The following is a 21,885-nucleotide window of genomic DNA, read 5'->3' as shown; positions in this document are numbered from 1 at the left end:
TCTGAAAGCCTATGCTGCCACGTGGCAAGTGGGAGCAGGGCGATGTGGCGATACCTGGCGGGCGGTACGGCGATGATCGCTTTGATCGTTGCCGGGTTCATGTTCTTCAGCGGTGATGCCAGGCCGAGACCGCTGCTACCACGGCAACCCGTCGCTCAGACCAGCAATGTCGCTGCGTCCGAACCGCTACCTGATGCCGCGCCAGAAGCGACCGACAGGACGCGCGAGCAGAAGCGGTTCGATCGCTACGATAAGGATCGCAATGCGAAGATCACGCGCGAGGAATATCTGGTCCAGCGGCGCAAGGCTTACGCGCGGCTGGACGTGGACGGCGACGGCAAGCTGTCGTTCGACGAATGGGCGGTGAAGGCGACGACCAAGTTCGCGGACGCCGACCGTGACAAATCCGGAACGATGACCGCCCCGGAATTTGCCACGACCGCGGTCAAGCGGAAGGAGCCGGCTCGGGTGAATTGTCCGCCGGTTCAGGCTGTTGCCGAGGAGAGTTGAGCCACTCTGCGAGCGCCGCCCGGCCACGATCAGTGTACATCCGCTTGCGATCCGCCTTCTTGGTGCGGCCCATGATCGGCGGGAACAGCCCGAAGTTCACGTTCATTGGTTGATACGTCTCGACCTCTGCGCCACCGGTGATGTGCCCGAGCAGAGCGCCGAGCGCGGTCGCGTAGGGCGGGGGCGTCAGAGTCTTGCCGGTGAGTTCGGCCGCCGCGAACAGCCCCGCGAGCATGCCGATCCCGCAGCTCTCGATATACCCTTCGCACCCCGTGATCTGGCCAGCGAAGCGGATGTTCGGGCGCGACTTGAGCCGCAGCGTCTCGTCCAGCAATTCGGGTGAGCGGATGAACGTGTTGCGATGCAACCCGCCCAGCCGCGCGAACTCGGCGTTCTCCAGCCCGGGGATGGTGCGGAACAGGCGGACCTGGTCGGCGTGCTTCATCTTGGTCTGGAAACCGACGATGTTCCACAGGGTGCCCTGCGCATTGTCCTGGCGAAGCTGGACGACGGCGTGCGGCCAGCGCCCGGTCTTCGGGTTGTCGAGCCCGACGGGCTTCATCGGGCCGTAGCGCAGCGTGTCGACGCCGCGCTCCGCCATCACCTCGATCGGCATGCAGCCGTCGAAATAGGGCGTGTCCTTCTCCCATTCCTTGAACGGGGTCTTCTCGCCGTCGATCAGGCCCTGGTGGAAGGCCAAATACTGGTCCTTGTCCATCGGGCAGTTGATGTAATCCTTGCCCTCACCCTTGTCCCAGCGCGACGCGAACCACGCGGTGTCCATGTCGATCGAGTCGCGGTGGACGATCGGCGCGAGCGCGTCGAAGAACGCCAGCGCCTCGCGGCCAGTCTCGGCGCCGATCCCGGCAGCGAGCGATGCGGCGGTGAGCGGGCCGGTCGCGATGATCGCCGGGCCGTCGGGCAACGCATCGATCCGTTCGCGCACCAGCGTGATGTTCGGATGCTGGTCGATCGCCTCGGTCACGCTGGCGGAGAAATTGTCGCGGTCGACGGCGAGTGCGGAGCCGGCGGGGACGCGGTGGATGTCCGCCTGCCGCATGATCAGCGAATTGAGCGTGCGCAGTTCCTGGTGAAGCAGGCCAACCGCGTTGGCTTCGGCATCGTCCGAGCGGAAGCTGTTCGAGCAGACGAGTTCGGCAAGGCCGTCGGTCTGGTGCGCAGGCGTCTCTTCACCGCTGCCGCGCATTTCGGACAAGCGGACCTTGAGGCCGGCTTCGGCGAGTTGCCAGGCGGCTTCGGAACCGGCGAGGCCGCCGCCGATGACATGGATATCGTGGGTCATTTGGGTCAGATAGCGACGGACGCTTGCCGTGTCAGGTCCGCAATACCACTTCGCCTGCATGACAGACCCGACGAAGATCTTCACGATTGGTTATGAGGCCACGACGATGGCCGATTTCCTCGCGGCATTGAAGGCGGCGGGGGTGGAGCGGGTGATCGACGTCCGCGCGCTTCCGTTGTCGCGGCGACCAGGGTTTTCGAAGACCTCGCTCGCCGCGTCGCTGCGTGAGGTCGAGATCGATTACGTGCACCTGAAAGCGCTCGGAACGCCGAAGCGCGGACGCGATGCGGCCAAGAAGGGCGACGTCGCAACGTTGACCGCTGTCTATGACGAACAGCTCGAGCTTCCCGAGGCTCAGGCGGCCGCAGCGATCATGCTCGGGCTGGCGGCGGAGAAGCCGAGCGCGCTGCTGTGTTACGAACGAGACCCGTGCCATTGCCACCGCACCTTGCTGCTGCAGGCGGTGGGCGAGGGGGCCGAAGTGGTGGATCTGTTCACTTAAGAGAGGTCAAACTCGCTGCAAACGCTCCGTCATCCTGACGAAAGTCAGGATGACGCGCGGGGGTTCATGGCCGAATGTTGCATTGAGCCTCGCGCGCCGCTAACCAGCACCCATTCGCCCTGGACCCGGTGCAATTCCGGGTGGCTATTCCGGCCGCCGATCCGCCGGACAACGCAACGACGCCTCTGAAGTGAACCGCCTGCCGAGACAGCGCCGCGGTTCGCGCGTCCTATGCGGATACATCCATGACATCCTTATCTCTTTCTCGTTACCGGGCCGAATGGTTCAGCGGCCCAACCGCCGCGCGCCGCGATATCCTCGCCGGGATGGTCGGCACGTTCGCGCTGATCCCCGAGGTCATCGCCTTCTCGTTCGTCGCGGGCATAGACCCCGAAGTCGGCCTGTTCGCCTCGTTCGTGATCGGCATCGTCATCGCCTTTGCGGGCGGACGCCCCGCGATGATCTCGGGTGCGGCAGGTTCCGTTGCGCTGGTCGCGGCCGCGCTGGTTCACGCTCACGGCCTACAATATCTGCTGGTCGCGACGATGCTCGCAGGTGCACTTCAGATCGCGTTCGGGCTCGCCAAGCTCGACGTGCTGATGCGGTTCGTCTCGAAGTCGGTCCGCACCGGGTTCGTCAACGCACTCGCGATCCTGATCTTCTCCGCGCAGGTGCCGCAGATGGTCGGCGTCAGTTGGCAGGCCTATGCGATGATCGCCGGCGGTCTCGCGATCATCTACCTCATGCCGCGCATCTCGAACGCCATCCCGTCGCCGCTGATCTGTATCGTGGTGCTCACTGCGATCGCGATGTGGGTGCCGATGCCCCTCAAGACGGTCGGCGATCTTGGACGATTGCCGTCGACGCTGCCGTCGTTCGGCCTGCCGGACGTGCCCTTCACCTGGGATACGTTGCGGATCGTCGCTCCCTATGCGCTGGCGATGGCCGCGGTCGGGTTGCTCGAATCGATGATGACCGCCAGCGTGGTCGACGAATTGACCGAGACGACCAGTTCGAAGGCGCGCGAGTGCACCGGGCTCGGCCTCGCGAACATCGCTGCGGGCGCGTTCGGTGGCATCGCCGGATGCGGGATGATCGGCCAGACCGTGGGCAACGTCCGCTACGGCGGGAGAGGGCGGCTGTCGACGCTGGTCGCCGGCGTGTTCCTGCTGGTCGTAATGGTGCCGCTCAGGCCATGGGTCGCGCAGGTGCCCGTCGCGGCGCTGGTCGCGATCATGATCATGGTGTCGATCAGCACCTTCTCCTGGGGCTCGCTCCGCGACGTGGTGCGTCATCCCAAGGTGTCGAGCGTGGTGATGGTCGCGACGGTCGTCGTCACGGTCGCGACGCATGACCTGTCGCTGGGCGTCGGCGTCGGGGTGTTGCTCAGCGGCGTGTTCTTCGCGTGGAAGGTCGGGCGCCTGACGGATGTCGCTACCGAACACGACGTCGCAAGCGACACGCGTATCTACCGGGTTCGTGGGCAGATCTTCTTCGCCAGTGCCGACATGTTCACCGAGCATTTCGACCTGCGCGATACGGCACGCGTCATCCGCATCGACCTCACCGGTGCGCATCTGTGGGATGTGACGGCGGTCGGCGCGCTGGAGGACGTGGTCGCCAAGCTGCGCCGCAACGGCAGGATCGTCGAAGTCATCGGGCTCAACCGCGCGAGCGAGATGCTCGTCGATCGTCACGCGCCTGGCGTAGCGGATCCGATCGGGGGATGACCGCCGACCGGATCCGGTCCCCTCACTGCTGAGGCGCGTCCTCGTTCTCGGTCGGCGCTTCGTCGCGCGTCACGCGTGATGTCATGCCGGTGGCGTCGGCGTCGTCGAGCATCTGCTCGTCCGGAGCGACCGGCTTTTCACGCGGCGGCTCGACCACGGCCGGTGCGGGCGGTGCAGCCTCGACGGGAGCGGCTTCGACCGGAGCCGGTGCCGCAGCCTCGGACTCGGTCACGCCGGTGTCCTCGACCATGTTGGTGTCCGTCGGCGGCTGCTCCGGTTCGGAGCGCGAGCAGCCGGCCAGCGCCATGGCGGCGAGCAGACCGCCGGCAATGGCGGTTCGGGTACGGGTGGAGATCGTCATGTCTTGTCCTCTCAACGAGCGGCGATCGTCTGGCGCGCGGTGCGTGCCTCGATCTTGGAGGCGAGGATGCCGTCCCAGTCATAGGGATCGGCGCGGAAGTTCATCTGGCCGTTGCCGCTGGCAAATGCGGTCCAGTAGAGCAGGTATACCGACACGGGCTTGATCAGGCGAGCACGGATCGTGTCGCCCTTGGCAACGGCAGCATCGACCATCTCGGGCGTCCAGCTGGGATCGCCGTTGAGCAGCAGGTCGGCAAGTTCGGCAGGCTTTTCAAGGCGTACGCAGCCATGGCTCGCAAGTCGGCTGAAGCTAGCGAACTTCGCGCGGCTGGGCGTATCGTGGAGATACACCGAATAGTCGTTGGCGAAATCGAACTTGAACCGGCCCAGCGCGCTCTGGTCGCCGGCCTGCTGCTGAAGCCGCGTGCCGTCGATCACCTTGATGCCGTTGCGCTTGAAATAGCCCGGGTTGGCCTTCTCCTTCGGCCAAAGCTCCTTGGTCGCGATCGACGTCGGCACGTTCCACGGTGGATTGATGACGATGCTGTGGATCGTCGAGGAGAGCATTGGCGTCTCGTCGCCCGGACGACCGGTAACGGCGCGCATCGATTGAACGGGCGTGTCGCCGTCGAACACCGTCAGCACGGCAGCGGCTATGTTCACCTGGATACGATCGCGTGGCAGGTCCTGCGGCAGCCAGCGCCAGCGCTCCATGTTCGCCATGATCTGACGTACGCGATCGGTCGCCGACACGTTGAGCGCAGCGAGCGTCTGGGTCGAGACGATGCCGCTCGGGTTCAGGCCGTAGCGACGCTGCGCGCGACGGACCGCGTCGACCAGCGCGGAATCGAACTTGTCGCCGCTGGTCGAGACATCCTTGTCCTCGACCGCGAGGCGCTTGCGAAGCGCGATCACGCGCGGACCGCTCGCCCCGATCGTGAAATCCGGGCCGGATGCGAGCGGCGACCAGCCACCCGCGGCGGCGATCGAGCGGTAATTCTGGAGGCCCTTACGCAGGCCGTCATAGCCGGCATAGGGCGGCGGCAGCGACGCGAACCACGCCGCGATCCGATCGAGCCGAACCGCGTCGGCAAACGCCGGGGTCGGATCATAGGCGGGCGGACGCAGGCCCCAATCCTTCTGGAAATCGGCACCGCTGAGACGGCCGGCATGCACGGCGCGCGCATGATCGAGCGCGGCACGGACGAGTTCTTCCTTGCTCGGCGCGTTGGTCGACGCCGTGGCGGCGGACTTCAGGCCCTGCGCCACGATGTCGCCATTCAGCAGCCTGTCGAGCAGCGCGGCCTGCGTGTCGCTCAGCGGCGGCACTGTGATGACCGGTGGCGCAAGCGTCGTGGTCGGCACTGCGGAGGGCATCGTCGGTACGACCGGAGGTGGCGTAACCTGTTGCGCGAACAGCGGGGTCGCCATCAGCATCGGCGTGGCGGCAATCGCCATCACCGACCGGATTGCGCCGTTCGTCACTCGTCCATCATTGAAACCGCGGGCCATATTCGTCCTGTCTTACCGTACTCCGTCGACGCTTTCGCACGACGTAGCTCTCCCTTAGCTGAACCGGACTCGCTAAGCATCGCCAATCGGGCAAAATTAACGGTTCAGGCCAGAGGAGCGGATTTTTCCTGCCGGGCCAGCACTTCATAGGCCATCACCGCGGTCGCGACCGCAGCGTTGAGGCTGTCCGCCTTGCCCAGCATTGGGATCTTCACGAGCACGTTGCATGCCTCGGCCATCTCGGGCGGCATGCCCTGCGCTTCGTTGCCCGTGAGCAGGAAGGTCGGGCCGGTATAGGCCGCTGCCCGGTAATCGATGTCGGTGTCGAGGCTCAGACCGACGAGCTGGCCGGGGCCGGTGCGCAGCCAGGTGTGGAACGGCTCCCACTCGGTCTTCACGACGGGGATCGTGAACAGCGCTCCCATGCTGGCGCGCACCGCCTCGACCGAAAAGGGATCGACCGACTCGCCGATCAGGATCAGTCCGCCCGCGCCGACCGCATCGCCAGTGCGCAGGATCGTGCCGAGATTGCCCGGATCGCGCAGGCGCTCTGCGACCAGCCAGATGCCCGACGTGGTGCGATCGAGATCGTCGAGCGTCGCGTCGAACTCATCGAACACGCCGACGACCGCTTGCGGGTTATCCTTGCCGGACAGCTTCGAGAGAATGTCGGGCGTGGTCTGGATCGAATCGCCGCCCGCATCCTCGACGTCCATCGACAGCGCGTGCACCAACGGGTGGTTCGCGCTGGCCGCCGCGTAGAACAGCGTACGGGGCAGGCGACCGGTCTCGCGCGCTTCGGTAAGGATGCGCAGTCCCTCGGCGAGAAACTGCTTGGCCGCGCGCCGATGCCGTTTGTCGCGCAGGTCGCGGACGTACTTGATCAGCGGGTTCGAAAAGGCGGTTATCTCGCGGGGCATTCTTGTCCTCCCCTCCCGTATGCGGGAGGGGCCGGGGGTGGGCTCCCGGCCTCAGCAAATGATTCGATTATGGTGAGCGCGCGCCCACCCCCAACCCCTCCCGCCTGCGGGAGGGGAGTCAGAAGGTCAATCCTCGCCGAACTTCGCTTCGACCAGTTCGGCAAGCGCCGCCACCGTATGCTCCGCGCCATCCCCAGTCGCGCTGATCGTGATCGCGTCGCCCATTGCAGCACCCAGCATCATCAATCCCATGATCGACGTGCCGGTGACATGGTCGGAGCCGTCCTTGGTCACGCTGACCTCGACTGGATGCGACGACGCCAGCGTCACGAATTTCGCACTCGCGCGCGCATGCAGCCCGCGACGATTGGTGATCTGGACGGTCCGTGAAACCTGGCTCACGCGGCGGCCTCGCCGAGAACCTCGGAGGCTACCGAAATGTATTTGCGGCCAGCCTCACGAGCCGCCGCGACCGCCGCGACGACGGTCATCGACTTGCGCGCCGAGCCGAGCCGGATGAGCATCGGCAGGTTCATCCCCGCGATCACTTCGATCCGCCCGCGTTCCATCAGCGAGATGGCAAGATTGGAGGGGGTGCCACCGAACAGGTCGGTCAGCACGATCACGCCGCGTCCCGTATCGACGTCCTGAATGGCCGCGGCAATGTCGGCGCGGCGGCTCTCCATGTCGTCGTCGGGACCGATCGCAATCGTCGCGACGCGCTCCTGCGGGCCGACGACGTGGATCATCGCGCGTACGAATTCCTCGGCCAATCGACCGTGTGTTACCAGAACAAGGCCGATCATGTCAGCGTTTCATACTCATAAGACGACCGGTGATCCTTCGAGCGCATCCTGCGGTGCGGCCCCGAGGTCGCGGTGTGCGATACTGGGCGAAAATCCTGCTTCGCGCAACCGTCGCGCCACCCGGTCGGCGACGTGGACCGACCGGTGTCTCCCTCCGGTACACCCGAACGCGACCGTGACATAGGACTTGCCTTCCGCCCGGTAGCGCGGAAGCAACAGCATCAGCAGCTCCTCGATCCGGCTTACCGCCGCCTCGTAGGCAGGGTCGTCCATGATGTAGGCGGACACGTCGGCGTCGAGCCCGGTACCGGGCCGCAGGTCGTGATCCCAGTGCGGATTGCGCAGGAAGCGCATGTCGAAAACAAGGTCGGCGTTGCGAGGCAGGCCGCGGGCAAAGCCGAACGAGCGAATCGAGAGCGTCGGCTCTCCGAGATCCCCGCCCGCAAAACTCATGCGAATCTGCTGTGCGAGTTCGTTGGCGGCCATGTCGGTGGTGTCGATCAGGCGGTTCGCCCAGTCGCGAAGCGGTGCAAGCAACTCGCGTTCGCGGCCGATACCGTCGTTCGCCGGGCGATCGAGCGCGAGTGGGTGGCGGCGGCGGGTCTCGGAATATCGGCGTTCGAGTTCGGCGCCCGAGCAATCGAGAAACAACATCCCGATCTCGAGCCCGTGCCTGTCGCGCAGGTCCCGAATGCGGCTGACGATCCGTTCGGGATCGAAGTCGCGCGTCCGGGCGCCGATGCCGATCGCGAGCGGCTGCGAATCGTTGGGCGATCCTTCGGGAAGCGGTGCGTCGAGCAGCCGGTCGAGAAGCAGCAGCGGCAGGTTGTCGACGACCTCCCAGCCAAGATCTTCGAGCGTCTTCAGGACGGTGGACTTGCCCGCCCCCGACATGCCGGTGACGAGCAGGATGTCCTTTGGCCGTGTCATGCTGATCGCGTCATTCTAGGGGCTCCGGATTGCGCAATGCGAGTTCGACCTTGATCGGGGCGGAGGCTTCGAAGGGATCGACCGCGAACTGGCGCACGGCGATGCCCGCGATCTTCCGCACACGGCGCTCGGGCATCCGCTCGATGGCGCCATCGACACGAACGAGCAGCCCGACAGCTACGTCCTCGACGTGCGGCATGGCGAGAATACCGATGCCGCGGACTTCGATCCTTCCGGCGATCGTGGTCGGTGCCCGCGCCAGCAAGACCTTGCCCGAACGGACCACGAGCGTCTGGTCGTCGCTGACGAGCGTGGCACCGCGGTCGATCAGGCGTAGTGCGAGGTCGGACTTGCCCGATCCGGACGCGCCCTCGATCATCACCGCGATCCCATCGATCGAAACCGTCGTGGCGTGAAGCCTGTCGGAAGAGATCTCGACCACGTGCGTTCCTTACAACGGTATATCGGCGAGCGGTAGCCGCACGACGAAGCGCGCGCCACCGATCCGGTCTTCACGCGATTCGACGACGATCGAACCCTGATGGCCGTCGACGATGGTCCGCGCGATCGCGAGGCCAAGCCCGGAATGCTGGCCGAACGTCTCGCTGTCGGGGCGGACCGAGTGGAAACGCTTGAACACGTCTTCGCGCGCCTCCTCGGGAACGCCAGGACCTTCGTCCTCGACGCGGATCACGAGTTCGTCGTCCTGTCGGACCGCCGAGATCGCGATGAGGCCGCCGTCCGGGGAGAAGGACAGCGCGTTGTCGATTAGGTTCTCGAAGACGCGTTCGAGCCTCGCGCCTTCGCCGACTATGATCGTCTGGTCGTCGGGATTGCGATCGAAACGCAGGCGGATCCCGCGTTCCACGCCGCGTGCGTCGCGCTGCGCGACCAGTCCGTCGATCATCGCCGCGATGTCGACCGGTTCGAACTTGGCGCGGCTGAGCTGCGCATCGAGTCGCGACGCTTCCGAAATGTCCGAGAGGAGCCGGTCGAGCCGGTGCACGTCGTCACGGACGATCGCGAGCAACTGCGCCTGCAACGCCTGGTCCTTGACGCGCGACAGTCCCTCGACCGCGGACCGGAGCGAGGCGAGGGGGTTCTTCATCTCGTGCGTGACGTCCGCGGCGAACGCTTCGGTCGCGTCGATGCGCGCCCTGAGCGCGAGGCTCATGTCCGACAGCGCGCGCGCGAGCATGCCGAGTTCGTCACGGCGAGAGGGCAGGCGCGGCACCACGACTTCGCGTGCCCGGCCCAACCTGACACGGACCGCAGCCCGGGCAAGGCGACGGAGCGGCCGCACGATCGTCCGCGCGAGAAACAGCGACAACAAAATCGAGACGATCGACACGACCAGCAGGACCATGCTGAGCCGGAACCGTTCGATCCGCACCGTTTTCGTGATGTCGCGCGCGTTGACCGTCGTCATCACGACCTCGCCAGCGCGAAGCGGGGCGACGGCGGTCAATACGGGGGTGCGATCCGGCGCACGCCAGACCGTCGTAGAGACCGTGCTGCGTGCGCGGATCGCGGTCACGTCGGGCCATTGCTGTGCGCCGCTGCGCTCCCGGTAAAGCGGGGGGCGGGGTGCCATCACGACGACGTCGATCACCGCGTCGAGGAAACGGGCGATCGTCTGGTCCCAGTCTTCCTTGTCGGGGTCCATCAGCACGAAGTTGCGCAGGCCCAGCGCGCGGCTGTCGACGGTCGTCCGCCCCGCCGCGTCGAACAACCGGATCCGCGCACCCGTATCGCGCGCGAGCCTCAGCACCAGCGGATCGCGCAACGCCGGGTCGACCGCGGCGATCGCCTCGCCGATCAGCCGTGCTTCGCGCGCGGTCTGCGCAACGCGGTTGTCGACGACGCGGCTGCGATACGAATCGAGATAGAAAAATCCGCCCGCCAGCAGCAGCAGCGCGAAGATGTTGACCGCCAGGATACGCCGCGTGAGCGAGATCTGTCCCGACCACCGCAGCGTGAGATCGCGGCCGTCGACGCCGAGCTCATTCCTCAGAAAATCGATACCCGGCACCATATAATGTCTCGATCGCATCGAAGGCTGGGTCGACCTGCCGGAACTTGCGGCGGAGTCGCTTGATGTGGCTGTCGATGGTCCGGTCATCGACATAGATGTCGTCCTGGTACGCCGCATCCATCAACTGGTTGCGCGTCTTGACGATGCCGGGCCGCTGCGCGAGCGTCTCGAGGATCATGAACTCGGTCACCGTCAGCGTGACCGGCTCGCCGCCCCACAGCGTGCGATGCCGCGCCGGATCCATGCTGAGCCGCCCGCGATCGAGGGGCCCTGCCGCTTCGGCCTCGGTCTCGGTGCCCGGCGACTGCGTCAGTTCGGTCCGCCGCAAGATCGCACGGATGCGGGCGATCAGCAGCCGCTGCGAGAACGGCTTGGCGATATAGTCGTCCGCGCCCATCGCGAGGCCGAGCGCCTCGTCGAGCTCGTCGTCCTTGCTGGTCAGGAAGATCACCGGGATCTGGCTCTTCTCGCGCAACCGACGGAGCAGTTCGAGCCCGTCCATCCGCGGCATCTTGATGTCGAACACCGCGAGGTCCGGAGGGTTGTCGGTCAGCGCCTTCAGTGCCGTCTCGCCGTCCGAATAGACGCGCGTGACGAAGCCCTCGGTCTGCAGAGCGATCGACACGGAGGTCAGGATGTTGCGGTCGTCGTCGACCAGCGCGATCGTTGCCGTCATTTCTGGGTCGTCTGCCTCGGTCGTTGGCTTGTCGGCGTAGGCCAATCCGCTGTGGCACTCAACTGGAGCCGTATCGGAACTGCATCAGGGCAGCTCATTTGACCGGTGCGGGGCCGCCGCCTACATCCCGGCGCAACGACATACATACGTATGCGAAACCATCTGGAGAGATGCCTTGTCCAACGAACGTATTCCGGCCGGCGGCCTAGCCGTGCAGGGGATAGACACCCGCGCCACCCTGCACTGGAACATGGTCACAGCCCAACTTGTCGAAGCGGCGCTGGCGCGCGGCGAGGGGACGTTGTCCGCCGATGGTCCGCTGGTCGTCGAGACCGGCGCGCATACCGGACGCTCGGCGCAAGACAAGTTCATCGTCCGCGATGCCGAGACGGATACGACGGTCTGGTGGGGCAAGAGCAACAAGGCGATGGAGCCTGCGCATTTCGCCGCACTGAAGGAGGATTTCTTCGCCGCACTCGCCGCCAAGGACGAGCTGTTCGTGCAGGACCTGTACGGCGGTTCGCAGCCCGATCACCGGGTGAACGTCCGCGTCGTCACCGAACTGGCCTGGCATAACCTCTTCATCCGGACGATGCTTGTCCGCCCCGAGCAGGCTGCGCTGAAAGACTTCGTCGCCGAGTACACGATCGTCGACCTGCCGAGCTTCCGCGCCGATCCCGCGCGTCACGGCTGCCGCAGCGAGACGGTGATCGCGGTCAACTTCACCGACAAGCTGATCCTGATCGGCGGCACGAAATACGCCGGCGAGATGAAGAAGTCGGTGTTCGGCCTGCTCAACTACCTGCTGCCACCGACGGGCGTGATGCCGATGCATTGCTCGGCGAACATGGGCGCTTACGGCGACACCGCGGTGTTCTTCGGCCTGTCGGGCACCGGCAAGACCACGCTCTCGGCCGACGCGAGCCGCACGCTGATCGGCGACGATGAGCATGGCTGGTCCGACACCGCCGTCTTCAATTTCGAGGGCGGGTGCTACGCCAAGATGATCCGCCTCTCCGCCGACGCCGAGCCGGAGATCTTCGCGACCACCAAGCGCTTTGGCACGGTGCTGGAGAACGTCGTGATGGACCCGGCGACGCGGCTGCTCGATCTCGACGATCATACGCTCGCCGAGAACAGCCGCGGCGCGTACCCGATCGACTTCATCCCGAATGCGTCGGCCGAGAACATGGGGCCGGTCCCGCGCAACATCGTGATGCTCACCGCGGACGCGTACGGCGTGCTGCCGCCGATCGCCAAGCTCACGCCCGACCAGGCGATGTACCACTTCCTATCCGGGTATACCGCGCGCGTCGCCGGGACCGAGATCGGCGTGACTGAGCCGGACGCGACCTTCTCGACCTGCTTCGGCGCCCCGTTCATGCCGCGGCATCCGTCGGTCTACGGCAATCTGCTGAAGGAGCGGATCGCGAAGGGCGGCGTCGATTGCTGGCTGGTCAACACCGGCTGGACCGGCGGCAAATACGGCGTCGGCAACCGCATGCCGATCAAGGCGACGCGGGCGTTGCTGAACGCGGCGCTCGACGGGAGCCTCAATGATGCGAAGTTCCGGACGGATCCGAACTTCGGGTTCCAGGTGCCGGTGAGCGTACCGGGCGTCGACAGCGCGATCCTCGACCCGCGCACGACCTGGGCGGATAAGGACGCGTACGACGCGACCGCAGCCAGGCTGGTCGACCTGTTCGTCGAGAACTTCGCCCAGTTTGCCGAGCATGTCGACGAAGGTGTGCGGCAGGCGGCGCCGAAGGTGAAAGAGACGGCCTAAAACTCCTCTCCCCTCGGGGAGAGGAAGGGGCCCGCATGACGAAGTCGGGTGGGAAGGTGAGGACACGTGATACGGCGTGCCCTCACCCTCGCCGCTACGCGGCTTCCCTCTCCCCAAGGGAGAGGGTTTAGAGGGGCTCGACCACGACTTCACCGTCGACAACTGCCGTTACCCGAACGCGTGCGCCAACCACCGCATCCCTGCCACGCGCCGGCCAGCTCCCGTCGCCCACCAGCACCCGACCACGCCCGCCAACCAGCGCAGTCTCCACCACAACAACCTGACCCACCAGCCGCGCAGAGCGATCATTCAACATCGGATCCCCGCCCTCGACAGGGTAATCCCGGTACCAGCGCTTCCCGATCAGCACCGTCACCGCGCTCCAAACGCCGAAGGCAGCCAGTTGCGCCGCCACCGGCAAATCCGGCAAGACGTACACCGCCACCCCGGTCACTGCCGCAGCAATCGCGAGGAACACCAGGAACACCCCCGGCACCGCCAGCTCGGCAATCCCCAGCACCAACGCCGCGATCAACCACGCGCCAGCCGCCCCGATCACGTCCATCAGCTTTTCGGAACCTCGGTCGACTTCGACAACTCGAACGGCCCCCGAGCGGCAGGCTTGGCCGGCGGCGACGCAACGGCATCCCGCAAAGCATCCTTAGCCAGCTCGCCAATCCCCCCAAGCGTCCCCATCAACTGCGTAGCCTCGACCGGAAACAGGATCGTCTTCGCATTGGGCGAAGTCGCGAACTTCCCGATCGCCTCGACATATTTCTGCGCGATGAAATAATTGATCGCCTGAGCGCCACCCTCCTCGATCGCCTGAGACACCGCCCGCGTCGCCGAAGCTTCTGCAACGGCAGCCCGCTCGCGCGCCTCGGCATCGCGGAACGCCGACTCTTTCCGCCCCTCGGACTCGAGGATACGCGCCTGCTTTTGCCCCTCGGCGCGGAGAATTTCGGACGCGCGCGAGCCCTCGGCGTCCAGAATGTTCGCCCGCTTCTCGCGCTCGGCCTTCATCTGCCGCCCCATCGCATTGACGATATCCGCCGGCGGCCGAATGTCCTTGATCTCGACCCGCGTGATCTTCACGCCCCAAGGCGTCGTCGCATGATCGACCACGTTGAGCAGCCGCGCATTGATCTCGTCGCGTTTCGACAGCGTCTCGTCGAGGTCCATCGACCCCATCACGGTGCGCAGGTTGGTCGTCGTGAGCTGCAACAGCGCCTGGTAAAGGTCCGACACCTCATACGCCGCCTTGGCCGAGTCGAGCACCTGGAAGAACACGACCCCGTCGGTCGAGATCATCGCATTGTCCTTGGTGATGATCTCCTGGCCGGGGATGTCGATCACCTGCTCCATCATGTTCACCTTCCGCCCGACGCGGTAGAAGAACGCGGGGTAGAAATTGAAGCCGGGCCGCGCGACCGTGGTGAAGCGGCCGAAATGCTCGATCGTGTATTGATAGCCCTGGTGGACGATCTTGATGCTGGTGAAGAGGTACAGCAGCACCAGCGCCAGCAGGAGCGCGGCAACGATCAGGCCCATCGAACAATCCCCCATCCGTGTATCGCACCGCTATAGCACGTCCGCGAAGGTGGGGCCTAGCCGTACGCCGCGCCTTTGGTTACATGGCGCGCCACCTCACACCCAGGAACGGCAGCTCTCATGGATATCCGCCTCGGCCTCACTTTCGACGACGTCCTCCTGTATCCGGGGGAATCGGACGTGCTGCCAAGCCAGGCCGATACCCGGACTCAGCTGACGCGCGGCATCGCGCTCAACATCCCGATCCTGTCCTCCGCAATGGACACCGTCACCGAAGCCGACATGGCGATCGTGATGGCACAGCTTGGCGGGATCGGCGTGCTCCACCGCAACCTGACCGTCGAGGAGCAGGTCATCGCGGTCCGTCAGGTCAAGCGGTTCGAGTCGGGCATGGTGGTCAACCCGATCACGATCAAGCCGACCGCCACCCTCGCCGAAGCACAGGCCCTCATGTCCGGCCATCGGATCAGCGGGATCCCGGTGGTTGAGGCGGACGGTAAGCTCGTCGGTATCCTCACCAACCGCGATGTGCGTTTCGCGGGCGATCCAAAACAGCCCGTCAGCGAGCTGATGACGCACGAGAACCTCGCCACCGTCTCGACCGAAGTCGGCAAGGAAGAGGCACGCCGCCTGCTCCACGCCCGCCGCATCGAGAAGCTGCTGGTGGTCGACGCGCAGTATCGCTGCGTCGGGCTGATCACCGTCAAGGACATCGAGAAGGCGGTGATGTTCCCGGATGCGACCAAGGACGAGGCGGGCCGCCTGCGCGTGGCGGCGGCGACGACGGTCGGTGACAAGGGCTTCGGCCGGACCGAACAGCTGGTCGACGCCGGCTGCGACCTGATCGTGATCGACACCGCGCACGGCCACAACCGCGACGTCGGCCGTGCGGTCGAGCGCGTGAAGAAGCTCTCCAACTCGGTGCAGGTGGTGGCGGGCAACGTCGCGACCGGCGAAGCGACGCGCGCGCTGATCGGCGCTGGCGCCGACGGGATCAAGGTCGGCATCGGCCCGGGTTCGATCTGTACGACGCGAGTAGTCGCCGGCGTAGGCGTGCCACAGCTGACGGCGGTGATGGATTGCGCCGAGGCGGGCCACAAGGCTGGCGTCCCCGTGATCGCCGACGGCGGCATTCGCACCTCGGGCGACATGGCGAAAGCGCTCGCGGCAGGCGCGTCGACCGTAATGATCGGTTCGCTGCTTGCGGGGACCGATGAGGCCCCCGGCGAGACGTTCCTGTACCAGGGCCGTGCGTACAAGTCCTACCGCGGGATGGGCTCGGTCGGCGCGATGGGCCGCGGGTCGGCGGACCGCTATTTCCAGGGCGACATCAAGGACCAGTTGAAGCTCGTTCCCGAGGGTATCGAGGGGCAGGTCGCGTACAAGGGCCCGGCGCGGGATGTCGTTCATCAGCTCGTCGGTGGGATCAAGGCGGCAATGGGCTATACCGGCTCCGCGACGATCCCGGATCTTCAGGCGCGGGCGGAGTTCGTGCAGATCACCGGGGCGGGCTTGATGGAGAGCCATGTCCACGACGTGACGATTACGCGAGAGGCGCCGAACTACCCGACGCGGTAAGACGTGGATAATTGGTGAGAGCTCGGCCCGGCTCCTCGTTGTTCTCCCGCGAAGGCGGGAGCCCAGTCTGGATCCCCGCCTTCGCGGGGAAACATGCTTTTTGTGCTCGGGCCACTCCGCAGATGCGGAACGCGCGTGGTGGGAAGGACGCAAAAGATCGCTGCCACCTCTCTCGGTCATCCCGGCGGACGCCGGGACCCACGGACACGGCGAACCTGCCGTGGCGTGCAACCATCACCCGAACTGCAACCGTGGGTCCCGGCGTCCGCCGGGATAACGGGGAGGGGGCGGTTAGCGATCGCGATCCCGCCCCAAGCCCGAAATTATTCCCCTCCCGCGCGCGGGAGGGGCTAGGGGAGGGGATGATGACGAACACTCCGTACCAAGCCTCCCCCCGAACCCACGCGAAGTCGGGAGCCCAGAAGTGACTCCCCCAGCACGCACCCAGGCCGCGATCGAACTCCTCGACCAGATCATCGCCGCCGCGCGCGAGTCCGGCGCCGCCGCCGACACGCTGATCGCGCGCTACTTCGCCACCCGCCGCTATGCCGGCTCGAAGGACCGCCGCGCCGTCCGCGAACTCGTCTACGCCGCGATCCGCAAAGCAGGAGACCGTCCTGAGAACGGTCGCACCGCGATGCTACTCGTCGCCGACGCCGATCCGGAAGTGGCCGCGACCTTCGACGGCTCCACCCACGCACCCGCCCCGATCGCCAAGGACGAACCCCGCGCCCGCGCCGGCGTCGCGCCACAGTGGCTGAGCAAGGCCCTTCGCGCTTCAGGCCTCGACGGCGCCGCACTCACCGACCTAGCCGGTCGCGCCACGCTAGACCTCCGCGTCAACACGTTGATCTCCGATCGCGCGACCGTCCTCACCGCGCTCCCCGAAGCCGAAGCCACCCCCCACGCCCCAGACGGCATCCGCCTCCCCACAGGCACCAACGTCGAAGCACTCCCGCTCTTCAACGAAGGCGCGCTCGAAGTGCAGGACGAAGGCAGCCAGCTCGTCGGCCTCGCGATGCAGGCGAAGCCCGGCGAACGCATCGTCGATCTTTGCGCCGGCGCCGGCGGCAAGACGCTCGCGCTCGCCGCGACGATGAAGAACGAAGGCGTGATCCTCGCCTGCGACACCGACCGCAACCGCCTCTCGCGCCTGACTCCCCGCGCAACCCGCGCCGGCGCGACGATCGTCGAGAGCCGCCTGCTCAACCCGACGCGCGAAATCGAAGCGCTCAGCGAATGGGCCGGTCGCGCCGACGGCGTGCTGGTCGACGCGCCCTGCTCGGGCACCGGCACATGGCGGCGCAACCCGGAGGCGCGCTGGCGGCTCACACCCGACCGCGTCTCGCGCCTGCAATCGACGCAGCAGCAGGTGCTTTCCGTTGCCGCCACGCTGGTCAAGCCCGGCGGCGCGCTCGTCTACATCGTCTGCTCGCTGCTCGACGCCGAGGGCACTGACCAAGTCAGCTGGTTCCTAAACGCGCACCCCGGCTGGACGACGGAAGCCCTGTCGCTCCCCGCCGGAGCGAAGCACGGCCACGGCGTCCGCCTCGAACCCGGCCGGGACGGCACCGACGGCTTTTTTGTCGCGCGCCTCCGGGCTGCGTGCTAGCCAGCCGACCTATGGCTCAACTCACGGCCAAACCTGTATCCCGCCTGGAGACGATGATGCGTTTTTCGTCCGTTGCCCTTGCCGCCGCGCTGACCGTCGTATGTGTCTCGACGTCGCTCAGCGGGCAGCGCCCCGACGCCCAGATCGACGCGCGCTCGATGCAGTTGCTGGCCCAAGGGCGTTCGCTGATCGCCTCGGGCAATCTCGACGGCGCCACCGATGTGCTCGAAACGTCGGTCGCAGTCGATCCGCGCAACCGGGGTGCGTTCCTGCTGCTCGCGCGCGTCGCCGAAACGCGTGACCTGCCAGGCAAGGCGATCCGCCTGTACCGCGAGGCGCTGCTGCTGGAGCCGAACGACGTCGCGGCATTGAAGGGGCAGGGCGAGGCGCTCGTCGCCAAGGGCGCCGTGGTACGCGCGAAGGACAACCTTGTGAAGATCCGCACGCTCTGCAAAGGTGTCTGCCCTGAGGCTACACAACTCGCGGCAGTGATCGCCAAGGGCCCGCCGATTGCGACCGCGCAAGTCGAGAAGACCCCAATAGCCGCCAAGGACTGAAGCGCTCCCCTCCCTGAAAGGGAGGGGTTGGGGGTGGGTAGGCCCGCTCGTGTCGCTGACGTCGCCTCATATGGAAGCCGACCCACCCCCGGCGCTTCCCTTCCAGGGAGGGGGGAAGATCAGCCGACCGCTTTCGCCAACGCCGTAAAATCCGCAACCGACAGCGTCTCAGCCCGCCGCGTAGCCTCCACCCCGATCCGCTCCAGCGCATCGAGCGCCCCCGGCACGCCCTTCAGGCTCTGCCGCAACATCTTGCGCCGCTGCCCGAACGCCGCGCCCGTCAGCCGCTCCAGCACCGCAAAATTCACCCCCTCCGGCGCCTCGACCGGCACCAGATGCACCACCGCCGACATCACCTTCGGCGGCGGCGTGAACGCCGACCGGTGCACCGGCATCGCGATCCGCGCGGTCGAGCGCCACTGCGCCAGCACCGCGAGCCGCCCATAATGATCGTCATTGGTCTTCGCGACGATTCGCTCGGCCACTTCCTTCTGGAACATCAGCGTGCACGACTGCCACCAGGGCAGCCACGACGTAGACAGCCACCCGACCAGCAACGCCGTGCCAATATTATATGGCAGGTTCGAGACGATATGCGGCTTGCCCTCGAACAGCGCGGGCGCGTCGACTTCCATCGCGTCGCCCTCGATGACCCGCAGCCGCCCCGGATACGCCTCGCCAAGTTCAGCTAACGCCGGGATACACCGCCGGTCCCGCTCAATCGCCGTCACCCGCGCACCCGCCGCCAGCAACGCGCGCGTCAGGCCACCAGGACCAGGGCCAACTTCGAGCACCTCGGCATCCTGAAGGTCACCCGGCACTGCCGCGATGCGCTTGAGCAACTGCCCATCGAACAGAAAGTTCTGCCCAAGCGCCTTGCTCGCGTTCAGCCCATAACGCGCGATCACCTCGCGCAGCGGGGGAAGCTCCGTCAATGCAGCCTCGCTCACGACTGGGCAGCGGTCTGAGCGCGCCGGTCCGCCGCTTCACCCGCCATCGCGATCGCCGCGATCATCGCGCCCGGCTCGGCAAGGTTCTTGCCGGCGATTGCAAACGCGGTGCCGTGATCGGGCGACGTCCGCACGATCGGCAGGCCCAGCGTCATGTTCACGCCCTCGTCGAAATGGATCGTCTTCAAGGGCACCAGCGCCTGGTCGTGATAGCAGCACATCACGACATCGTAGGTCGCCCGCACCCTTGGATGGAACATCGTGTCCGCCGCGAACGGCCCGGTCGCATCGATACCCTCATCGCGAAGGATCGCGATCGCCGGCGCGAGGATGTCGATCTCCTCGCGTCCCAGTGCGCCCTGCTCGCCAGCATGCGGATTGAACCCGGCAAAGGCGAGCCGCGGGTTCTCGATACCGAAGTTCCGCAACAGGCCACGGGCGGTCGCGCGCGCCTTGGCGACGATCAGGTCGACCGTCAGCAAGGCCGATACATCCTTCAACGGCACATGCGTGGTGATCGGCACCACCTTCAGCGACGGCCCGGCGAGCATCATCACCGCATTGTCGCCCGCGACCCCGTAGCGCTCTGCGACGAACTCGGTCTGCCCGGGATGGCTGAAGCCGATCGCGTAGAGTTGCGACTTCGATACGGGACCGGTCACCAGCGCGCGCGCCGCGCCCGTCCGAACGAGACCGACCGCCAGTTCCAACGAATGCAGTGCACAGCGCGCCCCGTCCGCATCGGGCTCACCCGGTACGATCGCGCCCGCATCGCCAACCGTCAACACCGGCAACGCCTCGCCGAAAACCGCCGCCGCTGCACTCAAATCCGCTATACGTGCGATCGGCCCGGCCCAGACCCGCTCGATCGCCCGCGCATCACCGACCGCCACGAACGGCGGCAAGCCATGCGTCGCGCGCGCATCCCACGCCTTGGCGATGATCTCGGGCCCGATCCCGGCAGGATCGCCCATCGAAACCGCCAACGGCGAGATGCGGGTCACGATCCGATCAACGATATTCGACCACGGCGTCGCGCCGCAGATCGCGCAGCTTCTGCTGGGCGCGCAGATTGACGCGCTGCTGTTCGAGCTGCCCCTGGATCTGTTCGGAGTTCGGCACCGAACCGCCAGCCGCCTCGTCGCGACCACACAGCACCAGCGCGCGAACGCCCTGTTCCGCGGACCCGAACGGCGGGCTCGACTCGCCGACCTGAAGCTTCAGCATCACTTCCTGAAGCTGCGGCGGCAGGTCGCGGATCCGGACGGTGTCGTTGTCGACCACGTCCGCACCGATCCCGGCCGCAACCTTCTCGACCGTACCGCAGCCGCGCAATTCCTGCGTCGCCTTGGCGAACGCCTGCGCCCGCGCAGCCGCCTGCGCCTGGTTGGTGTTCGGCGGGAAACGCAACGTCAGCTGCTTCAGGCTGAGTTTCGCATCACGCGGATCGGCAGTCAGCACCTGCCGCTTGTCGGTGAGATACAGGATCGAATAGCCGCCGGAGACCTCGATCGGTCCCGCGACCTGGCCGACCTGCATCGTCGTCGCGGCTTCGGCCAGCTGCGCCGGCAGCGTGGCCGCGCGAATCCAGCCGAGATCGCCCCCGACGGCACGCGTCGAGGCTTCCGAGAACTGGCGTGCAAAATATTCGAACGGCTGCGCGCCCTTCTGGATTTCCTGCAGGATCTGCTTGGCGTTCGCAAAGACCTGCTGGCTGTTGGCCGGCGTCGCCGCGAGATAGATTTCCTTGAGATTGAACTCGTCGGTGCCCTTGGCCGCCTGGAGACGATCGATGATCGACTTCACCTCCTCGTCGCCGACGTTGACGAACGGCTCGACGCGACGCCGCAGATAACGCTGCCAGGCAAGCTCGCCTTCGATCTGGCGCTTGAGCGAGCGCTCGGACGATCCGGATTCGCGCAGATAGGCGCGCATCGCGGCAGGAGTACGATTGAAGCGCTTCGACACGCCGTCATAGCTTTGCGTGAGCTCGGCGGGGGTGATCGTGATGTCGGCGGTCTTGGCTTCCTGGATTTGCAGCGTCTCGTCGATCAGCTGGCGAAGCACCTGCAGCTTGAGCCGCTCGCGATCCTCCGGCGAGAGCTTCGCCTCGTTCGCCATCGCCACCAGGGCGACGCGCTGGTCGACGTCGGTGCCGGTGATGACAGTATCGTTGACGATCGCGGTCGGCTTGCGGACGTTGGGATCGACCTTGCCGAAGATCTGCAGATTGGTCGGGATGTCGAGACCGGTATTGTCCGGCACGCTCTGATCCTGAACCGTCTGGCCCGGAGCCGAGGGAGCCGGGGCGGATTGAGTCGGTGTGGGCTGAGCCTGGGCCGGCTGGGTTGGAGCAGGTCGCGCCCCACGTTTGCCCTGCGCAGCCTTGGGTGGCACGGCCTGCGCGATCGCGCTCGCCGTCAGTGCGGCCAGAACCACCGAACCGATCACACGGCCGCCACGCGCCGCCAGTCGAACATCATGCTTCAAGTGTCGGTATCCCATCATCGCACGCCGTAATCCGCACCGTCATTGCCATGACGGCACATATCCGGCGCGGTTTGCCC

General features: G+C 66.3%; 22 protein-coding genes and 1 other annotated feature. Of the genes, 7 read left to right on the top strand and 15 right to left on the bottom strand.

Features of this window, described 5'->3' with window-relative positions; translation table 11 throughout:
• Positions 1-42 precede the first annotated feature (42 nt).
• A complete protein-coding gene (locus tag C8J45_RS06405) occupies positions 43-510 on the top strand; it encodes an EF-hand domain-containing protein (protein ID WP_107962445.1) in 468 nt (155 codons plus the stop codon).
• Here C8J45_RS06405 and trmFO read toward each other — a convergent pair.
• Entirely contained in the window at positions 446-1,813 is a 1,368-nt protein-coding gene (trmFO, locus tag C8J45_RS06400) for a methylenetetrahydrofolate--tRNA-(uracil(54)-C(5))-methyltransferase (FADH(2)-oxidizing) TrmFO (protein ID WP_107962625.1), read from the bottom strand. The two genes, C8J45_RS06405 and trmFO, sit on opposite strands and share 65 nt — an antisense overlap.
• A gap of 58 nt (positions 1,814-1,871) precedes the next feature.
• Between trmFO and C8J45_RS06395 the strand changes: the two genes are divergently transcribed.
• Positions 1,872-2,315: a DUF488 family protein gene (locus C8J45_RS06395; protein WP_107955615.1), complete on the top strand. Its 444-nt coding sequence runs from the start codon at positions 1,872-1,874 to the stop codon at positions 2,313-2,315.
• A gap of 118 nt (positions 2,316-2,433) precedes the next feature.
• Positions 2,434-2,489, top strand: a sequence feature (sul1 is cis-regulatory element that is thought to sense ions involved in sulfur or methionine metabolism; They are found in Alphaproteobacteria).
• 71 nt (positions 2,490-2,560) lie between these two features.
• Positions 2,561-4,045: a SulP family inorganic anion transporter gene (locus C8J45_RS06390; protein WP_107962444.1), complete on the top strand. Its 1,485-nt coding sequence runs from the start codon at positions 2,561-2,563 to the stop codon at positions 4,043-4,045.
• Positions 4,046-4,067: 22 nt separating this feature from the next.
• On the opposite strand, the gene C8J45_RS06385 is transcribed toward C8J45_RS06390, so the two are convergent.
• The 9 genes from C8J45_RS06385 to C8J45_RS06345 all read right to left on the bottom strand — a co-directional run bounded on the left by C8J45_RS06385 (position 4,068) and on the right by C8J45_RS06345 (position 11,284).
• Entirely contained in the window at positions 4,068-4,406 is a 339-nt protein-coding gene (locus C8J45_RS06385; RefSeq protein WP_107962443.1) for a hypothetical protein, read from the bottom strand.
• 11 nt (positions 4,407-4,417) lie between these two features.
• Entirely contained in the window at positions 4,418-5,863 is a 1,446-nt protein-coding gene (locus tag C8J45_RS06380; protein WP_107962624.1) for a L,D-transpeptidase family protein, read from the bottom strand.
• Positions 5,864-6,021: 158 nt separating this feature from the next.
• A complete protein-coding gene (locus C8J45_RS06375; protein WP_107962442.1) occupies positions 6,022-6,837 on the bottom strand; it encodes an RNA methyltransferase in 816 nt (271 codons plus the stop codon).
• 126 nt (positions 6,838-6,963) lie between these two features.
• Positions 6,964-7,239 carry an HPr family phosphocarrier protein gene (locus tag C8J45_RS06370; protein WP_107962441.1) on the bottom strand — a complete coding sequence of 92 codons (276 nt, stop codon included), beginning with the start codon at positions 7,237-7,239 and terminating at the stop codon, positions 6,964-6,966.
• Positions 7,236-7,643 (bottom strand): PTS sugar transporter subunit IIA, encoded by a 408-nt coding sequence (locus C8J45_RS06365; protein ID WP_107962440.1) that lies wholly within the window; start codon positions 7,641-7,643, stop codon positions 7,236-7,238. The genes C8J45_RS06370 and C8J45_RS06365 overlap by 4 nt, the downstream gene beginning before the upstream one ends.
• A gap of 15 nt (positions 7,644-7,658) precedes the next feature.
• Positions 7,659-8,573: an RNase adapter RapZ gene (gene rapZ, locus C8J45_RS06360; RefSeq protein WP_107962439.1), complete on the bottom strand. Its 915-nt coding sequence runs from the start codon at positions 8,571-8,573 to the stop codon at positions 7,659-7,661.
• A 10-nt stretch (positions 8,574-8,583) separates the two neighbouring features.
• Positions 8,584-9,015: an HPr kinase/phosphorylase gene (locus C8J45_RS06355; RefSeq protein WP_374956428.1), complete on the bottom strand. Its 432-nt coding sequence runs from the start codon at positions 9,013-9,015 to the stop codon at positions 8,584-8,586.
• 9 nt (positions 9,016-9,024) lie between these two features.
• Positions 9,025-10,608: a stimulus-sensing domain-containing protein gene (locus C8J45_RS06350; RefSeq protein ID WP_107962438.1), complete on the bottom strand. Its 1,584-nt coding sequence runs from the start codon at positions 10,606-10,608 to the stop codon at positions 9,025-9,027.
• Positions 10,577-11,284: a response regulator transcription factor gene (locus tag C8J45_RS06345; protein WP_056058673.1), complete on the bottom strand. Its 708-nt coding sequence runs from the start codon at positions 11,282-11,284 to the stop codon at positions 10,577-10,579. Before C8J45_RS06345 ends, C8J45_RS06350 begins: the two co-directional genes overlap by 32 nt.
• A gap of 175 nt (positions 11,285-11,459) precedes the next feature.
• Between C8J45_RS06345 and C8J45_RS06340 the strand changes: the two genes are divergently transcribed.
• Positions 11,460-13,070, top strand: a complete 1,611-nt coding sequence (locus C8J45_RS06340) for a phosphoenolpyruvate carboxykinase (RefSeq protein ID WP_107962437.1) — start codon at positions 11,460-11,462, stop codon at positions 13,068-13,070.
• A 127-nt stretch (positions 13,071-13,197) separates the two neighbouring features.
• Here C8J45_RS06340 and C8J45_RS06335 read toward each other — a convergent pair whose 3' ends face one another.
• A complete protein-coding gene (locus C8J45_RS06335; protein WP_107962436.1) occupies positions 13,198-13,635 on the bottom strand; it encodes an NfeD family protein in 438 nt (145 codons plus the stop codon).
• A complete protein-coding gene (locus tag C8J45_RS06330) occupies positions 13,635-14,621 on the bottom strand; it encodes an SPFH domain-containing protein (RefSeq protein ID WP_107962435.1) in 987 nt (328 codons plus the stop codon). Before C8J45_RS06330 ends, C8J45_RS06335 begins: the two co-directional genes overlap by 1 nt.
• A 120-nt stretch (positions 14,622-14,741) precedes the next feature.
• On the opposite strand from C8J45_RS06330, the gene guaB reads away from it, so the two are divergent.
• From guaB to C8J45_RS06315, 3 genes are all read left to right on the top strand, one after another.
• A complete protein-coding gene (gene guaB / locus C8J45_RS06325) occupies positions 14,742-16,199 on the top strand; it encodes an IMP dehydrogenase (protein ID WP_107962434.1) in 1,458 nt (485 codons plus the stop codon).
• Between the two features lie 424 nt (positions 16,200-16,623).
• On the top strand, positions 16,624-17,811 hold the full coding sequence (locus tag C8J45_RS06320) for an RsmB/NOP family class I SAM-dependent RNA methyltransferase (RefSeq protein WP_107962433.1): 1,188 nt from the start codon (positions 16,624-16,626) through the stop codon (positions 17,809-17,811).
• A gap of 56 nt (positions 17,812-17,867) precedes the next feature.
• Positions 17,868-18,368 (top strand): M48 family metallopeptidase, encoded by a 501-nt coding sequence (locus tag C8J45_RS06315; RefSeq protein WP_181321128.1) that lies wholly within the window; start codon positions 17,868-17,870, stop codon positions 18,366-18,368.
• A 119-nt stretch (positions 18,369-18,487) separates the two neighbouring features.
• Here the strand turns inward: C8J45_RS06315 and rsmA are convergent, their stop codons facing one another.
• From rsmA to C8J45_RS06300, 3 genes are read right to left on the bottom strand one after another with little or no spacing between them, the layout of a single operon-like run.
• The gene (gene rsmA / locus C8J45_RS06310; RefSeq protein ID WP_107962431.1) at positions 18,488-19,303 is read right to left on the bottom strand and encodes a 16S rRNA (adenine(1518)-N(6)/adenine(1519)-N(6))-dimethyltransferase RsmA; all 816 of its coding nucleotides are present in this window, start codon (positions 19,301-19,303) and stop codon (positions 18,488-18,490) included.
• Between the two features lie 11 nt (positions 19,304-19,314).
• The gene (gene pdxA, locus C8J45_RS06305; protein WP_107962430.1) at positions 19,315-20,322 is read right to left on the bottom strand and encodes a 4-hydroxythreonine-4-phosphate dehydrogenase PdxA; all 1,008 of its coding nucleotides are present in this window, start codon (positions 20,320-20,322) and stop codon (positions 19,315-19,317) included.
• Between the two features lie 7 nt (positions 20,323-20,329).
• Complete coding sequence (locus C8J45_RS06300) at positions 20,330-21,826, bottom strand: peptidylprolyl isomerase (RefSeq protein WP_374956427.1); 1,497 nt, start codon at positions 21,824-21,826, stop codon at positions 20,330-20,332.
• Positions 21,827-21,885: the final 59 nt, after the last annotated feature.

The sequence above is a fragment of the Sphingomonas sp. PP-CE-3G-477 genome (assembly GCF_003050745.1).
In the GTDB taxonomy this organism is placed as follows: Bacteria; Pseudomonadota; Alphaproteobacteria; order Sphingomonadales; family Sphingomonadaceae; genus Sphingomonas.
Note: the sequence above shows the minus strand (reverse complement) of the source record. Positions and strands in the feature narration are given on the sequence as shown.

Bases quoted from the DNA above. Each gene is read 5' to 3' on its own strand.
- C8J45_RS06345 (WP_056058673.1), bottom strand. From the start codon at position 11,284: ATGACGGCAACGATCGCGCTGGTCGACGACGACCGCAACATCCTGACC.
- C8J45_RS06390 (WP_107962444.1), top strand. From the start codon at position 2,561: ATGACATCCTTATCTCTTTCTCGTTACCGGGCCGAATGGTTCAGCGGC.
- C8J45_RS06395 (WP_107955615.1), top strand. From the start codon at position 1,872: ATGACAGACCCGACGAAGATCTTCACGATTGGTTATGAGGCCACGACG.
- rapZ (WP_107962439.1), bottom strand. From the start codon at position 8,573: ATGACACGGCCAAAGGACATCCTGCTCGTCACCGGCATGTCGGGGGCG.
- C8J45_RS06315 (WP_181321128.1), top strand. From the start codon at position 17,868: ATGCGTTTTTCGTCCGTTGCCCTTGCCGCCGCGCTGACCGTCGTATGT.
- C8J45_RS06330 (WP_107962435.1), bottom strand. From the start codon at position 14,621: ATGGGCCTGATCGTTGCCGCGCTCCTGCTGGCGCTGGTGCTGCTGTAC.
- trmFO (WP_107962625.1), bottom strand. From the start codon at position 1,813: ATGACCCACGATATCCATGTCATCGGCGGCGGCCTCGCCGGTTCCGAA.
- C8J45_RS06380 (WP_107962624.1), bottom strand. From the start codon at position 5,863: ATGGCGATTGCCGCCACGCCGATGCTGATGGCGACCCCGCTGTTCGCG.
- C8J45_RS06335 (WP_107962436.1), bottom strand. From the start codon at position 13,635: ATGGACGTGATCGGGGCGGCTGGCGCGTGGTTGATCGCGGCGTTGGTG.
- C8J45_RS06365 (WP_107962440.1), bottom strand. From the start codon at position 7,643: ATGATCGGCCTTGTTCTGGTAACACACGGTCGATTGGCCGAGGAATTC.
- C8J45_RS06350 (WP_107962438.1), bottom strand. From the start codon at position 10,608: ATGGTGCCGGGTATCGATTTTCTGAGGAATGAGCTCGGCGTCGACGGC.
- C8J45_RS06300 (WP_374956427.1), bottom strand. From the start codon at position 21,826: ATGATGGGATACCGACACTTGAAGCATGATGTTCGACTGGCGGCGCGT.
- guaB (WP_107962434.1), top strand. From the start codon at position 14,742: ATGGATATCCGCCTCGGCCTCACTTTCGACGACGTCCTCCTGTATCCG.
- C8J45_RS06405 (WP_107962445.1), top strand. From the start codon at position 43: ATGTGGCGATACCTGGCGGGCGGTACGGCGATGATCGCTTTGATCGTT.
- C8J45_RS06375 (WP_107962442.1), bottom strand. From the start codon at position 6,837: ATGCCCCGCGAGATAACCGCCTTTTCGAACCCGCTGATCAAGTACGTC.
- C8J45_RS06385 (WP_107962443.1), bottom strand. From the start codon at position 4,406: ATGACGATCTCCACCCGTACCCGAACCGCCATTGCCGGCGGTCTGCTC.